The 15,596-nt window shown below is 38.5% G+C and carries 12 protein-coding genes; all 12 read left to right on the plus strand.

Annotated features, from left to right (window positions below):
* Window positions 1-123: 123 nt before the first annotated feature.
* The 12 genes from MKX57_RS04920 (at window position 124) to smc (ending at window position 15,596) form a co-directional block, all read left to right on the plus strand.
* On the plus strand, window positions 124-984 hold the full coding sequence (locus MKX57_RS04920) for a LysR family transcriptional regulator (protein ID WP_089985308.1): 861 nt from the start codon (window positions 124-126) through the stop codon (window positions 982-984).
* 286 nt (window positions 985-1,270) lie between these two features.
* Window positions 1,271-2,674, plus strand: a complete 1,404-nt coding sequence (locus tag MKX57_RS04925; protein WP_342532253.1) for a C4-dicarboxylate ABC transporter permease — start codon at window positions 1,271-1,273, stop codon at window positions 2,672-2,674.
* 12 nt (window positions 2,675-2,686) lie between these two features.
* Window positions 2,687-3,838, plus strand: coding sequence for an amidohydrolase (locus MKX57_RS04930; protein ID WP_342532255.1), 1,152 nt, complete (start codon window positions 2,687-2,689; stop codon window positions 3,836-3,838).
* A gap of 33 nt (window positions 3,839-3,871) precedes the next feature.
* Window positions 3,872-4,975: a dipeptide epimerase gene (locus tag MKX57_RS04935; protein WP_008173727.1), complete on the plus strand. Its 1,104-nt coding sequence runs from the start codon at window positions 3,872-3,874 to the stop codon at window positions 4,973-4,975.
* Between the two features lie 111 nt (window positions 4,976-5,086).
* Entirely contained in the window at window positions 5,087-7,153 is a 2,067-nt protein-coding gene (recG, locus tag MKX57_RS04940; protein WP_342551110.1) for an ATP-dependent DNA helicase RecG, read from the plus strand.
* A gap of 130 nt (window positions 7,154-7,283) precedes the next feature.
* Window positions 7,284-7,856, plus strand: a complete 573-nt coding sequence (gene fapR, locus MKX57_RS04945) for a transcription factor FapR (RefSeq protein WP_025113910.1) — start codon at window positions 7,284-7,286, stop codon at window positions 7,854-7,856.
* A gap of 2 nt (window positions 7,857-7,858) precedes the next feature.
* The gene (gene plsX, locus MKX57_RS04950; RefSeq protein WP_089985313.1) at window positions 7,859-8,851 is read left to right on the plus strand and encodes a phosphate acyltransferase PlsX; all 993 of its coding nucleotides are present in this window, start codon (window positions 7,859-7,861) and stop codon (window positions 8,849-8,851) included.
* Window positions 8,852-8,869: 18 nt separating this feature from the next.
* Entirely contained in the window at window positions 8,870-9,823 is a 954-nt protein-coding gene (fabD, locus tag MKX57_RS04955) for an ACP S-malonyltransferase (RefSeq protein WP_239354270.1), read from the plus strand.
* Entirely contained in the window at window positions 9,816-10,562 is a 747-nt protein-coding gene (fabG, locus tag MKX57_RS04960; protein WP_008181677.1) for a 3-oxoacyl-[acyl-carrier-protein] reductase, read from the plus strand. Before fabD ends, fabG begins: the two co-directional genes overlap by 8 nt.
* Before the next feature lie 58 nt (window positions 10,563-10,620).
* Window positions 10,621-10,857, plus strand: coding sequence for an acyl carrier protein (gene acpP / locus MKX57_RS04965; RefSeq protein WP_008181678.1), 237 nt, complete (start codon window positions 10,621-10,623; stop codon window positions 10,855-10,857).
* A gap of 395 nt (window positions 10,858-11,252) precedes the next feature.
* On the plus strand, window positions 11,253-12,017 hold the full coding sequence (gene rnc, locus MKX57_RS04970) for a ribonuclease III (protein ID WP_008181680.1): 765 nt from the start codon (window positions 11,253-11,255) through the stop codon (window positions 12,015-12,017).
* A gap of 3 nt (window positions 12,018-12,020) precedes the next feature.
* Complete coding sequence (gene smc / locus MKX57_RS04975) at window positions 12,021-15,596, plus strand: chromosome segregation protein SMC (protein ID WP_239354272.1); 3,576 nt, start codon at window positions 12,021-12,023, stop codon at window positions 15,594-15,596.

Here is a 15,596-nt window from a genome sequence, read left to right on the forward strand (position 1 = left end):
TTATGTTGATTGATATCTTAATGAAAAGAAAAACCCTCTTACGTACATAGTCGATTTAAGTATAATTAAATTTTAATAAGGAAAAAATATTTATCTTAATTTATAGCAGGGATGTGAATAGAGATGGATTTACGTAATTTGAAAACGTTTCATGTTGTTTCAACTTACCTCAACTTTACAAAAGCGGCTCAAATTTTAAATTATAGCCAGCCTACAATTAGCCAACAGATTAAAGCGTTAGAAGAAGAATTAGGGCATATCTTAATTAATCGAATAGGCAAGAAAATGTTTCTTTCTCAAGTAGGAAAAATAGTAAAGGAACATACAGATCAATTATTTGGGATTATTGAAGAAATGGAACAGGATTTGAAGAATTTTGAAAAGCCATTTGGCCATTTGACAATCGCTGCACCAGAATTTTATTGTGGCTATTATTTATCCCATATTATTGGCTCGTTTTTAAAACAGTACCCTCAGGTAAACCTAAAACTTCTTTGTGCCAATAGTAAAGAAACAGCCAAACTTGTGAGTTCAAATCAAGCAGATATAGGTTTTATAGCTGGATACCCTAGTTACGCTGGTGTAGAGGGGATTTTATTGGAGGAAGAGGATTTGGTATTGGTTGGAAATCCGCTTATTATAAAGGATCGTACTGTGCAGGAAATATTCGATGATTATCCCTTTATAACCTATGGTATGGATGACTGTATTGTCAGTTGCCTTCAAGAAATTCAGTGTAAGCCCCAAACGATAGTGGAATTTGGAAGCGAGGAAGCAATTAAGCGAGCAGTAATGGAACAAGTAGGTCTAGCCTTGCTGAGTGATATTATTATTCAAAAAGAGGTAAGCAAAGGGAGTCTTCAGGTTCTTTACCGATTTCCTAAAAAGTTACCTACTTATTTAATCTTTCCTCAAAATGCTAAAACATTTAGTAATGTAAGTACTTTTATTGATTTAGTTAAAGATACATGGAAAACAATTTAAATGGTTTGTATATGAAAAGAATGTTGCAGCCTGGTGAAATCGCAGGAATGTAATGTTCTTTTTATTTGTAATTTTTTTGATGTATCCCGATGAATTTATATGTAAATTTATCAATAGTAACTATTCGAAATAGTAATTTTTTATTTTTTTTTTAATCAATTACAATGAAGAAGACGGAAATTTCAAAAAAAGGGGATGGCTTTTTATGTTGGAGAGATGCGATATGCATTGATAGTGGTAATAAAAATTTGTTTTTGATCAATGATTCAACTAAGGAGGATGACGGATGAGTAAATTTATAGCTAATAAAGAAATAGAGCAACCAAAAGGAATTAATGTTTATGTGTTAATCTTTTGCCTTATTGTTGTATCATCCATTTTAACGTATTTTATCCCAGCTGGTTCATTTCAACGAGAAGAAGTTAATGGACGTCAAGTAATTCAACCAGGAACATTTAGTTTTACAGATATGAACCCTATTGGATTTTTAGATATTTTTAGCAGCGTACATTCTGGCATGATGCAAGGAGCAAGTATTATTTTCTTCGTATTGATTGTAGGAGGTACCTTTGGAATACTATCAGCCACAGGGGCATTGGAATCCTTTATCGCCATGCTATCTGTAAAAATGGCTAAACGTGAAATGTTAATAATACCAGTATTGATGTTGTTTTTCGCCTGTGCTGGGTCATTAATGGGGATGTCTGATGAAACGATTGTGTATGTAGGGATTCTTGCACCGCTTGCTGTTGCCCTAGGTTTTGATGCAATTACGGGTTTTGCTATCGTTATTCTAGGTGCATCTGTAGGATTTTCGGCAGCTGTTATGAATCCGTTTACAGTAGGAATAGCGCAAGAAATTGCGGGCTTGCCATTATTTTCAGGAATTGCTTTTCGAATTGTAATATTTATTGTCTTATACACAGTAGCAACAATATATGTTTATCGCTATGCAAGAAAAGTGAAAAATAATCCTAAAATTGGCTTTTATGGAAATTTTCTTAATAATGAAGGTAGTATTGTACAGGCGAATTCGAAAATGGAAATAAGACATAAGCTTGTTATGGCTACATTTCTTTTGAATTTTATCGTATTGATGTACGGGGTTGTAAAACTAGGTTGGTACATTACCGAAATAGCCGGTTTATTTTTATTGTTTGGTATTTTAATGGGACTTATTGGCAAACTATCACCTTCGCATATTGCTAATTCATTTATGAAGGGTGCAGGTGATTTAGTTGGTGGCGCTCTTATCATTGGATTAGCACAGTCTATTTTAGTGATTTTCAATAACTCAGGATTGATTGATACAATCCTATTTTACACGTCTGTATTGCTTGATTCAGTTCCACCTGTACTAAATGCAGTAGGGATGTTTATCTTCCAGTTATTTTTAAATTTTTTAGTACCATCAGGAAGTGGACAGGCTGCCTTAACAATGCCGATTATGGCGCCTTTATCAGATATGATTGGCGTTACAAGACAAACAGCAGTACTTGCCTATCAATTTGGAGATGGTATGTCGAATATTATTTTCCCAACTGTAGGTTTTTTAATGGCGGGATTATCAATTGCGGGTATTCCTTGGGGTAAATGGATAAAATGGATTTTTCCGTTTATGCTTATTCAAGTAACAGTTGCTGTAATATCGCTTATTATTGCACAAGTCATACAATACGGACCTTTCTAAAGGAGTTTAACAATGGAAATAATGAATATAAAAAGATTAGCAGAAAAGGCAATAGAGGATCGCCGTCATCTGCACCAATATCCAGAGCTTTCTGGTCAGGAATACGAAACAAGTGAGTTTATTCGCCAAAGACTAGAGGAGTTAGACATAGAAATTCTAGATTACGAACCTCCAGGTGTAGTGGCATTTATAAAAGGGACAAATGGAACAAAAACTATTGCATTACGTGCCGATATAGATGCATTACCTATAGAAGAAGAGGGAGACAAACCATATATTTCTCACAAGCAAGGTGTTGCTCATATGTGTGGCCATGATGGTCATACTGCGATTTTATTAGCAGTTGCTGCATGGATAAGCTTAAATAGAGAGAAAATCGAGCCGAATATCAAGTTTATATTTCAATCGGCAGAGGAAATCACCCCAAGTGGAGCTGATTTATTAATTCAAAAAGGTGTGTTGGAAGATGTAGAGGCTATTTTTGGCATTCACTTATGGCAAGGTTTAGAGAAAGGGATGATTGGTCTAACACATGGACCAATGATGGCTTCTATTGATGATTTTGAAATTATAATTCAAGGATATGGTGGCCATGGATCAATGCCACATGAAACAATTGATCCTATTTATATAGCGAGCCATTTAATGCAAGCTTTTCAAAGTATTATAAGTAGAAATGTCAATCCTATTGATGCGGGTGTCATTACAGTAGGTAATATTCAAGCTGGAACCACTTATAATATTATTCCTGATACGGCAAAATTAACTGGAACGATCAGAGCTTTGACACCGAACACTATAAAAATCATTAAAACGAAAATGGTAAGTTTAACAGAAGGAATTTGTCGAGCATTTGGAGCAGAGGGAAAAATCGATTTTATTTTAGGAACACCTCCGCTCATAAATGATCCGACACAATCACGAAATATTGAATCGATTGTACGGGAACAATTTGGAGATACCGCATTTAAAGTAGTCGAACCAGTCATGGGTGGAGAAGATTTTTCTTATTATTTACAACATAAGCCTGGAGCATTTGTTTTTGTAGGTATGGGTGGTGAAAAAAGCCAATATCCACATCATCATCCACGATTTGATGTAGATGAAGATGTTTTCCCTAATGCTATTCAACTATTTATAAACATTATCTTGCAACATAAATAATTAGACTATTTATACAAAAAGGAGTTATACGTCGTGATAAAAAAGATTGAAGTGTTTGCAGCACGTTTACAATTAAAGGAACCATTCGTTATTTCGTATGTTCATTTAGATGATATGCCAACTATTCTTACCAGAATAGAGACGGATGAGGGTGTAGTTGGCTGGGGCGAAGCTGTGCCTGATCAAAATGTGACTGGTGAAACTTGGGAGAGTACGTATCATGTTATTAAACATGAATTAGCCCCATTATTGATTAATGAAGATCCATTTGCTGTAGAGCGTATTCATAAAAAGTTTAATGAAAAAATTGATGGAGTCCCTTCAGCAAAAGCAGCATTGGACATTGCGCTCTATGATTTGATGGGAAAAATGACTGGACAACCTGTTTATCAATTAATTGGTGGAAAAGCACATGAGGAATTACAGGTGCCAAGAGTGATTAGTATTAAGAGTCCTGAGGAAATGGCTAAAGATGCAAGTGAATTTGTAAAATCGGGCTTCCGTAATATTAAAATTAAGGTTGGTACAAATGCTGAATCAGATATTGCTCGTATTCGTGCGGTAAGAGAAGCAATAGGTGACGAGGTGCAACTGCGGGTAGATGCCAATCAAGGCTGGAATAGGATGGAGACACTAAAAGTAATAAGAGAAACTACAGCTTGTCATGTAGACTGGTACGAGCAACCTGTAAAAGCACATGATTTAAGAGCGTTAAAAGAAATCAGAGCCCTTTCACCTTGTAGTATTATGGTAGACGAGGGTGTTCATAATATTTATGATTTAGTCGATGTCATAGAAATGCGTGCTGCGGATATGCTAAATATAAAATTAATGAAATCAGGTGGAATATATCCAGCTCTAGCTCTTGCAAGTCTGGCTGAGGCTGCAGAGATGCCTTGTCAAGTAGGCTCTATGGTGGAATCAGCAATCGGAACAATGGCTGGAGCGCACCTAGCGATCAGTAAGTCTATTATCCATACAAACGAGATGGTTGGGCCTTTAATGTTTGTAAAAGATGTGGCAAATGTTACATACTATAAAGACATCCTGCAGTTAAGCCATAAAGCTGGATTAGGTATAGAAGTTGATGAGCAATATGTGAAAGAAATTACATGTTTCTCTTGTGAAATTAAATAATCAAAAATTTAACCCTATCATTCATTGGTAGGGTTTTTGCTTATGTGTAGGGTTAGGGAAAAAAATTATGGTACATTAGAGAGAGAGGCTATAACACTACATAAACAAGCAATGAAGGGAGTGTGGGATAAGATGACTGAATTATATGGACCCGTCAATGAATTAAAAGGCGTCGGGAAAGAAACAGCAGCACATCTTGAATCACTAGGAATCAATACAATAGCTGATTTATTATGGACGTTCCCACATCGACATGAAGATTTTCGTTTAAAAGATTTAGCGCAAACACCACATAACGAACGGGTTACAGTTGAGTGTAAGGTGGAGCGGGAGCCTACGGTTTTATTTTTAGGTCGCAATAAATCAAGACTCCAAGTAACCGTTTTAGCAGGAAGACATTTAGTGAAAGTCGTATTTTTCAATCAGGGCTATTTAAAGCAAAAGCTTGTACCTGGTTCTATTATTACGGTGACTGGTAAATGGGATCGTGGTAGACAAGTAATCAATGGCACTTCTGTTATATTTGGTCCTAAAACGGATCAAGTAGACTTTGAGCCTGTCTACAGTCTGAAAGGTTTGATTCAACAAAAAAGATTTCGAAAATATATGAGACAAGTATTGGACGATTATGGTGCTAATTTGCCTGATGCAATTCCACAAGATTTGCAGGATTCCTATAAGCTTGTGCCTATACAGGAAGGCTTGGAGGGTATTCATTTTCCGCTAGATGCACAACATGCTAAACAAGCGAGAAGACGTTTTGCTTATGAAGAGCTATTAAATTTTCAACTACGTATGCAGGCGTTACGTAAGGTACGGAAGGAAAATGAACAAGGAACTGTCATTCAATATGATGTGCATATGCTACGTGAATTTATCGCGGCATTACCATACGAATTAACCAATGCTCAAAAACGTGTTGTCAATGAAATTTGTAAAGATTTGAAGGAGCCACATCGAATGAATCGCTTATTACAAGGTGATGTAGGTTCGGGGAAAACCGTGGTGGCAGCTATAGGCCTATACGCTGCAGTTTCAGCAGGTTATCAAGGTGCGTTAATGGCACCAACAGAAATTTTAGCAGAGCAACACTTGGAGAACTTGCTAGAATGGTTCCAACCATTTGGCGTTCGTGTGGCTTTATTATCTGGTTCAACCAAAACGAAGGAGCGCCGTGTTATACTTGCAGATTTGGCAAATGGAGAGCTCGATATTGTAATTGGTACACATGCCTTAATCCAACCTGATGTTATTTTTAAAAATCTAGGTTTTGTTATTACCGATGAACAACATCGTTTTGGTGTTGAACAACGTCGCATATTGAGAGATAAAGGGGAAAACCCGGATGTGCTCTTTATGACAGCCACTCCAATTCCCAGAACACTTGCCATTACAGCGTTTGGAGAAATGGATGTGTCGATGATTGATGAAATGCCGGCAGGGCGTAAGCAGATTGAAACCCATTGGATGAAAAAAGAACAATTCGGATCGGTTATATCAAAACTAGAAGGAGAGCTAGCCGCTGGAAGGCAGGCCTATGCCATTTGTCCTCTTATTGAGGAATCAGATAAACTGGATGTTCAAAATGCAGTTGAAATCTATGAACAGCTAGCAACTTATTTTACAGGCCGCTATCAAGTTGGTCTAATGCATGGACGTTTATCTGCAGATGAGAAGGATGCTGTTATGCGTGCTTTTAGTGATGGGTCCATACAGGTTTTAGTTTCTACGACAGTCGTTGAAGTAGGGGTGAATGTACCGAATGCTACATTTATGATTGTCTATGACGCTGAACGCTTTGGTTTAGCACAATTGCACCAGCTACGAGGGCGTGTTGGACGAGGTGAACATCAATCCTATTGTATTTTACTGGCTGATCCTAAGTCTGACGAGGGGAAAGAGAGGATGCAGTCTATGACAGAAACAAATGATGGTTTCCGCTTAGCTGAGAAAGACTTAGAGTTGCGAGGACCAGGGGATTTCTTTGGACGTAAGCAAAGTGGTCTACCAGATTTCAAAGTAGCTGATTTAGTACATGATTACCGGATTCTTGAGACTGCTCGAAAGGATGCTACTACGATGCTTGAAACCGATGATTTTTGGCATGGTGACGACTATCGGTACTTGAGAGAAGTGTTAGAAAATTCTGGCGTTTTGCAAGGGGAGCGCTTCGATTAATAATTGTATGATGATTCATGCGGAGAATGCAGGACTTGATTTCAAAACAAGTCTTGCATTCTTTTTTTAACCTCTATATACTGATATTAGTACCAAGTGCTAATAACAACTCAAAAGGTGGCGAATGATGTTGAGACGAACAAAAAAAGAACGACAGCGACTACTATCTGAAACGATAGCTGAAAATCCATTCGTCACAGATGAACAGCTAGCAACACAGTTTCAGGTAAGTGTTCAAACAATTCGTTTAGATCGTATGGAATTATCCATACCAGAATTACGAGAGCGTATTAAAGATGTCGCTTCAAAAAACTATGAAAATGAAGTAAAATCTCTACCGATTGATGAGATCATCGGAGAAATTGTTGATATTGAATTAGATAATCGAGCACTTTCGATTTTTGATGTGAAAGAAGAACATGTTTTCCAGCGCAACGGCATCGCACGAGGACATCATTTGTTCGCGCAAGCAAACTCCTTAGCGGTAGCCGTTATTAACGATGAACTAGCATTGACAGTACATTCTACTATTACGTTTGTGAAACCTGTTCGTGCTGGAAATCGTGTTATTACAAAAGCGATTGTTGTCGGACGAGATGATAAAAATCATCGGACAAAAGTCGAGGTAACATCTACTGTGAATGGTGAAACCGTTTTTGTTGGTGAATTTGATATGTACCGTACGAAAGGTAAGGGTGAGTAATAATGAAATTAGCGCTTGATGGAATGGGTGGAGACAATGCACCAAAATCAGTAATTGAAGGTGCACTCTTAGCATTAGAGCAAATTCCAAATTTAGAAATTCAATTATATGGACAGCAAGAGAAGCTCGAGCCATTTTTAAAACAACATGATCGATTAACGATCGTACATTGTGAGGAAGTCGTTGAAGGAACGGACGATCCAGCACGTGCTGTTCGTAGAAAAAAGGATTCTTCCATGGCGCGCATGATGGACGCAGTGGATGAGGGTAGAGCAGAGGCTTGCCTGTCAGCAGGAAATACAGGTGCTTTAATGGCAGGCGGTTTATTTAAAGTAGGTCGTATTGAGGGAATTGCTCGACCAGCTTTAGCTACGACATTACCAACACTTGATGGTAAGGGCTTTTTAATGCTTGATTTAGGTGCAAATGCAGATGCCCGTCCAGAACATTTAGTGCAATATGCTATTATGGGCGATATTTATGCGAAGAAAGTTGGCGGCCTACAAAAACCTAGAATCGGCCTATTAAATATCGGTACAGAAGATAAAAAAGGAAATGAATTAACAAAAGCAGCCTTTGATTTATTAAAGGAAGCGGATTTGAATTTTATTGGTAATGTAGAGGCACGTGATTTACTTGAAGGAGTAGCTGATGTCGTTGTTACGGATGGCTTTACAGGAAATATGGTGCTGAAGTCAATTGAAGGTACTGCAGGTGCTTTATTTTCAATGTTAAAAGAGGCGTTTATGTCTTCAACAAAAACGAAGATCTCAGCTGTCCTTATGAAAAATAATTTACGTGACTTAAAACATAAAATGGACTATACAGAATATGGTGGTGCTGGATTGTTTGGCTTACAAGCACCCGTTATAAAGGCGCATGGATCATCTAATGCGAAAGCGATTTTTAGTGCTATCCGCCAAGCAAACACAATGGTAGAACATACTGTTATTTCGACAATTACAGAGACAGTACGCCACATAGAAATTGATTAGACAAAGGGGACTATTCAAATGACGAAAATTGCATTTATTTTTCCAGGACAAGGTTCGCAAGTAGTAGGAATGGGGCAAGAGTTTGTTGAAAATGCTGCGGAAAGTAGAGCCTTCTATGATCGTGCAGATCAAGCTCTTGAATTGGAGCTATCTAAGCTTATGTTAGAAGGTCCAGTAGAGGAATTAACATTAACATATCATGCTCAGCCAGCACTACTTACTACTGGGGTAATGGTAGCAGAGAAGCTACGTGCAGCAGGAATTCAACCTCATTATGCAGCAGGTCACTCTCTTGGAGAATATGGCGCATTGGTCATAGCGGGTGTCATGTCCTTTGAAGATGCAGTGAAGATTGTGCATAAACGTGGTCTATATATGAATGAAGCTGTACCTGCTGGACAAGGTGCTATGGCAGCCATTTTAGGCATGGAATTAGAAGCGTTAAATGAAGTAACTGAGCAAGTGTCAGCAGCAGGGGAACCTGTGCAGGTAGCCAATGTTAATTGTCCGGGTCAAATCGTTATTTCAGGTACAAAAGAGGGTGTTGAGAAGGCATCAAGCTCTGCAAAAGAAGCAGGGGCTAAGCGTGCTATATCATTAGTTGTAAGTGGTCCATTCCATTCTGAGCTAATGCGACCATCGTCAGAGAAGTTGAAAGCGGTGTTGGCGGATGTTACTTTAGCTGCTCCGCAAATTCCTGTTGTAGGGAACGTTATGGCGAAGGAGTTAACGGATGTTCCAGCCATTCAACAAGAGCTTGTTGAACAGGTTTATAGTGCTGTACAATGGGAGGCCTCTATGCGCGAAATGATTGCACAAGGTGTGGATGTCTTTATTGAATGTGGCCCAGGTAAAGTATTAAGTGGTCTCTTGAAAAAAATCGATCGCTCTGTTACTGCCTATTGTGTCTATGATGAGGCATCACTAGAAGCGGTTTTAGAAGCGTCAAAGGAGTGGTCAATCAATGCGTAAACTTGAAGGAAAAGTAGTTGTTGTAACAGGAGCTTCACGAGGAATTGGTCGTGCTATTGCATTAAAGCTTGCTGACGAGGGTGCAAAAGTTGTCGTGAACTATAGCGGCTCGCAAGCAAAAGCTGAAGAAGTAGTTGCTATGATTCAAGAGGGCGGTGGCGAGGCAATTGCTGTACAAGCTAGCGTTTCTCAAACAGAAGAAGTGACAGCCTTAATGGATACTGCTGTGAAAACATTTGGCTCCCTTGATATTTTAGTGAATAATGCTGGTATTACAAGAGATAATTTACTTATGCGCATGAAGGAAGATGAATGGGATGATGTATTAGATACGAATCTTAAGGGTGTTTTCCTATGTACCAAAGCGGTAACACGCCAAATGATGAAGCAGCGTGCCGGTCGTATTATCAATATTTCATCGATTGTTGGCGTAGCTGGAAATGCGGGCCAAGCAAACTATGTTGCAGCTAAAGCAGGTGTTATTGGGTTAACTAAAACAACTGCGAAGGAATTAGCGTCACGTAATATTTTAGTCAACGCTATTGCACCTGGCTTTATTGAAACAGAAATGACTGATCAGTTACCAGAAGATATTAAACAAGGGATGTTAACACAAATCCCACTTGCGAAACTAGGGCAGCCGGAAGATATTGCTAAGGCAGTTGTTTTCCTTGCATCTGAAGACGCTAACTATATGACAGGACAAACACTTCATATAGACGGTGGTATGGTCATGTAATTTGAATTAGGCATAGGCGCTAATTTTCTGTATAATCATTTGAGGGGAGGTGAATCATTTGTCTACAGTATTAGAACGCGTAACAAAAGTAATCGTGGACCGTTTAGGTGTTGAAGAAAGCGAAGTAACACTTGAAGCTTCTTTCCGTGATGATTTAGGTGCTGACTCATTAGACGTAGTTGAGCTTGTAATGGAGCTTGAAGACGAATTCGATATGGAAATTTCTGATGAAGATGCTGAAAAAATCTCAACAGTAGGTTCTGCAATTTCATACATCGAAAGTAAAATTAACTAATTTCGTTTATACTTTATTTAGCAGAAATTTATCACCCTTATAGGTGTAATGGTTATCGTAATTATACAAATCGTATTTATGATTGGTTGAATAAAGAGAAATAGTTTACTGCTTTTCTTTACAAAGAAGCAGATCTAATAGACAAAGATGTATTCAAAGGGGACGAAATAGATCGGTTTACGATCTATGGACGTCCCTTTTTTGTGTCAATTATACAGTGGATTTATATTCCGAAGATCGATTCGGACGCAAATGTGCCAAGGCTTTATTGAATTTGAAATAAATTTTCTAAAAATTTTCCAAAATATTGTGTTTAAGCCGAAATACTTTTGCATAAACGCTTTGAAAAAGGTACACTAAAACGGTAGAAACTATTAGGAAGGCAGATTTGTTCAATGGCTATGAAAAGAAAAGGAACTATGCAGAAATCTGGCGTACTTCCTGAAAAAGTACGCAATCAATTCGAGCTGTTACAGCATGAATTAAATATCACATTTGTTAATAAAAATTTATTGTATCAAGCATTCACGCATTCATCTTATGTGAATGAGCATCGCCGTAAGTTATTTACGGATAATGAGCGTCTTGAATTTTTAGGAGACGCAGTACTTGAACTGTCTGTTTCTAAATATCTTTTTGAGAAATACCCGAATATGAGCGAGGGTGAGTTAACAAAGTTACGAGCATCCATTGTTTGTGAACCATCTCTAGTTATTTTTGCGAATGAACTAGGCTTTGGTCGCTTTGTTTTACTTGGAAAAGGTGAAGAATTAACAGGTGGACGGGAACGCCCAGCACTACTTGCAGATGTGTTTGAGTCATTTGTAGGTGCCCTATATTTAGATCAGGATTTACAAACGGTCGTGTCTTTTTTAGAACGTATCGTGTTCCCAAAAGTAGAAGTCGGTGCTTTTTCGCATGTGATGGATTTTAAAAGCCAATTGCAAGAAATGGTACAGCAAACGAATAATGGACTTCTTCATTATGAAATCATTGATGAAAAAGGTCCTGCACATAATCGTACCTTTGTATCAAGCGTCTTACTGAACGGACAAGAGCTTGGTATAGGTCGGGGAAAATCGAAAAAAGAAGCCGAGCAGCAAGCTGCACAATGTGCGATGCGAATGATGCGAGAAGAAGCTGCGAAAGAGGAGGCTTAAAAGATGTTCCTAAAACGACTAGAAGTGATTGGCTTTAAATCATTTGCGGAGCGCATTGGTATTGATTTTGTACCCGGTGTTACAGCAGTTGTGGGACCAAATGGCAGTGGAAAAAGTAATGTCACAGATGCAATACGTTGGGTACTTGGTGAGCAATCGGCAAAGTCGTTACGTGGATCAAAGATGGAAGATGTAATTTTTGCAGGGAGTGACTCTCGGAAGCCACTCAACTTTGCAGAGGTAACACTAATATTAGATAATACCGACGAGCAACTTGCTTTTTCCTATACAGAGGTCAGCGTAACAAGACGCGTATACCGTTCAGGTGATAGTGAATATTTATTAAATAACCAGCAGTGTCGCCTGAAGGATATTACGGACTTGTTTATGGATTCAGGGCTTGGAAAAGAGGCATTTTCTATAATTTCACAAGGTCGTGTCGATGAAATTTTAAATAGCCGACCTGATGACCGTCGTTCGATTTTTGAAGAGGCAGCTGGCGTATTAAAGTATAAAATAAGAAAGAAAAAAGCAGAGCATAAGCTTGTTGAGACAGATGAGAATTTATATCGTGTATTAGATATTCTTCATGAATTAGACAGTCGACTTGGACCGCTTGAAATGCAAGCATCTAGTGCAAGAGACTATGTACAAATGTCTACTGAGCTAAAAGATTTTGATATTGCCATTCTTGTGCATGATTTTAAAAATTGTGCACAATCTTTGCGTGCGCTTAAAGAAGAGTACACAAACCTATCTGAGATAGAGCAAAAGCAAGCTCAAGATATTGCTACTTTCGATAAACAGACAACTAATATTCGCAAGCTATTAAAAGAACTTGATGAATATTTGGATGTTTCTCAAGCTGACCTAGTCAATGCCACAATGGAGGTAGAACGTTGGGATGGACGAAAGGCGCTAATGGCTGAAAAGCGTCAAAATGCGTCCAATCAATTACAGCAGCTGAATACGTCATTACAAGAGGCCAAAGCAGAAGTAGAGGCACTGTTTATGCAGGAGCAGGAGAAAAAAGACGTATTTTCTGAAAAACAACAAGCCGTGTTGGTGCTCAAACAAAGCATTAAACAGTTAGAGCAATCTTTAAATCGCTCCGTAACGGAAATCGAACAAGAAATTGAGGAGCAAAAAAACCGATATATCGATTCGTTGAATGAAGAAGCGACCATCAAAAATGAGTTGAAAAATATCGATCAGCAGTTGGCTCAACAAAAAGCTATGGCAACACGAATGTCCGACCAAACTGATGAAATCGGGCAAGAGCTTATGCAAATTGTTGCTGAAAAAGAACAGCTAATAGCTGCACATACTTCAACAACAAATGACTTACAAGAAAAGCTAGAACAATATGAAGCTTTACAAATACAGTTGAAAAATGTTAATTCTACCTTTACTGAAAAGCAAGATATGCTTTATAAGGCTTATCAGCATCAACAGCAACTAAAAGCTAGAAAAGATACGTTAGCGGAGCTTGAAGCTGACTTTTCAGGGTTTTTCCAAGGGGTTAAAGAAGTGCTGCTTGCACGAGATAAAGGTGAATTACAAGGTATTGAGGGTGCTGTAGCTGAATTAATCCAGGTTGAGGGGAAATACTCACAAGCGATAGAAACGGCTTTAGGAGCCGCCTCTCAGCATATTGTTACAACTAATGAACGCCATGCCCAACAGGCTATTCATTGGCTAAAGCAAAAGCGAGCTGGGCGTGCTACTTTTTTACCAAAAACCGTAATGAAATCACGTAAAATTAATTTAGCGACTATCCAATTAGCAACTGAGCACCCAGCATTCATTCGGATGGCGGATGCGTTAGTGACTTTTAATGAAGATAATCGAACGATTGTTGAAAATCTTCTAGGCAATGTCATTGTTGCAGCAAATCTTGAAGGGGCAAGTCAAATTGCTAGATTATGTGGATTCCGTTATCGAGTGGTTACACTTGATGGAGATATTGTTAATGCAGGGGGCTCGTTAACGGGTGGTGCCCTTAAACAGCAATCTTCACTCTTTACAAGAAAAGCAGAATTAGATGGTTTAATTCTTAAGTTAGAGACATTGCAAGCTTCCATTTATGGTGCAGAACAGGCTGTTGCAGCGGAAAAAGAAAAGCTAGCAACACTTCGAGATCAAGTAGAGCTATTGAAGCTTGAAGGGGAGCAATTACGAAAAGATGAGATGCAGCAGGCGGGTCGTTTACGTGAGCTAGAGGCTGTAGAAAAAAGCTTATCGGCTAGAGTAACCTTTGCTTCGACTGAAACACAGGATGTTAAAACACGTGAAGAGTCATTATTGGCTCAAAAGCAAGAAGCAGAGGAACGTTTAAGTGCGCTTGCAGGAGAATTAATCGAAATCAATGAAACCGTTGAGCAATTAAGTAAGGTTAAGCTACAAAGTGAGACAGAGAAAGATGTATTACGTGAGCAATTGGCAGAAAAACGCTCACAATTAGCTGTTATGCAAGAACAAATGTCACAAGTTCAAATAGCTACAGCTGACTTAGCCCTACAATTAAACAAAGCTCAACAAAAAGTTGAAAATATTTCTCAGGAAATATCGTGGCTTCAATCTGATGAATCGACAAATTATTTAAGTGATGAAGAGGTCGATGAACAGGTGTTGACATGGAAGAACAGAAGAGATGCGCTACAAGAGACAATTTCTCAGAAAAAAGAGGAAAAAGTAGGGCAACAGAATGAACTTTCATCGTTAGAGGCTCAGCTGAAGGAATTACAACGTATCCATAAGGGGTATCTTGAAGCGATACGTGCAAATGAGTTGAAACGAAATCGTGTTGAATTTGAAATGGACAATTTCACAGCTCAGCTCGAGGAGAATTATCAGTTAACATTTGAAGAGGCAGAAGAAGAAGCACAGGCTATAGAAGATGAGGAATTTGTACGTCGACGTGTTAAATTGCTTAAAAAATCAATTGAAGAGCTAGGCCCTGTTAATTTAGGCGCGATTGAAGAATATGAAAGAGTGCTTGAACGACATACTTTCTTAACTGAACAGCGAGAGGATCTACTTGCGGCGCAAGAAACATTGCATGAAGCCATTAAAGAAATGGATGAAGAAATGACAATGCGCTTTAGCGAAACGTTCTATGCGATTCGCGAACAATTTAAACGTGTATTCCGTGAATTATTTGGTGGAGGGCAAGCCGATTTAGTGCTAATTGATCCGCAGAATTTACTAGAAACAGGCATTGACATTGTTGCTCAGCCTCCAGGGAAAAAGTTACAAAACTTAAGTTTGCTTTCTGGTGGTGAACGTGCGCTAACGGCGATCGCTTTATTATTCTCCATCTTAAATATAAGACCTGTCCCATTCTGTATTCTCGATGAAGTAGAGGCTGCCCTTGATGAAGCAAATGTTGTGCGCTACAGCCAATATTTGAAGAAGTTTAGTGGTGAAACACAATTCATTGTCATTACACATCGTAAAGGAACGATGGAGGGAGCGGATGTCCTGTATGGTATAACTATGCAGGAGTCAGGCGTATCAAAACTTGTATCAGTAAAATTAGAAGACGAACCCGTACTTGCGGAGCAAAGGAGCAAATAA

Origin of the sequence: Lysinibacillus sp. FSL M8-0216 (assembly GCF_038595555.1) — a bacterium.
GTDB classification, from domain to species: Bacteria; Bacillota; Bacilli; order Bacillales_A; family Planococcaceae; genus Lysinibacillus; species Lysinibacillus fusiformis.

Excerpts from the sequence above, each read along its gene's own strand:
- MKX57_RS04920 (WP_089985308.1), top strand. The coding sequence starts at position 124 with ATGGATTTACGTAATTTGAAAACGTTTCATGTTGTTTCAACTTACCTC.
- MKX57_RS04925 (WP_342532253.1), top strand. The coding sequence starts at position 1,271 with ATGAGTAAATTTATAGCTAATAAAGAAATAGAGCAACCAAAAGGAATT.
- MKX57_RS04930 (WP_342532255.1), top strand. The coding sequence starts at position 2,687 with ATGGAAATAATGAATATAAAAAGATTAGCAGAAAAGGCAATAGAGGAT.
- recG (WP_342551110.1), top strand. The coding sequence starts at position 5,087 with ATGAAGGGAGTGTGGGATAAGATGACTGAATTATATGGACCCGTCAAT.
- plsX (WP_089985313.1), top strand. The coding sequence starts at position 7,859 with ATGAAATTAGCGCTTGATGGAATGGGTGGAGACAATGCACCAAAATCA.
- fabD (WP_239354270.1), top strand. The coding sequence starts at position 8,870 with ATGACGAAAATTGCATTTATTTTTCCAGGACAAGGTTCGCAAGTAGTA.
- fabG (WP_008181677.1), top strand. The coding sequence starts at position 9,816 with ATGCGTAAACTTGAAGGAAAAGTAGTTGTTGTAACAGGAGCTTCACGA.
- rnc (WP_008181680.1), top strand. The coding sequence starts at position 11,253 with ATGGCTATGAAAAGAAAAGGAACTATGCAGAAATCTGGCGTACTTCCT.
- smc (WP_239354272.1), top strand. The coding sequence starts at position 12,021 with ATGTTCCTAAAACGACTAGAAGTGATTGGCTTTAAATCATTTGCGGAG.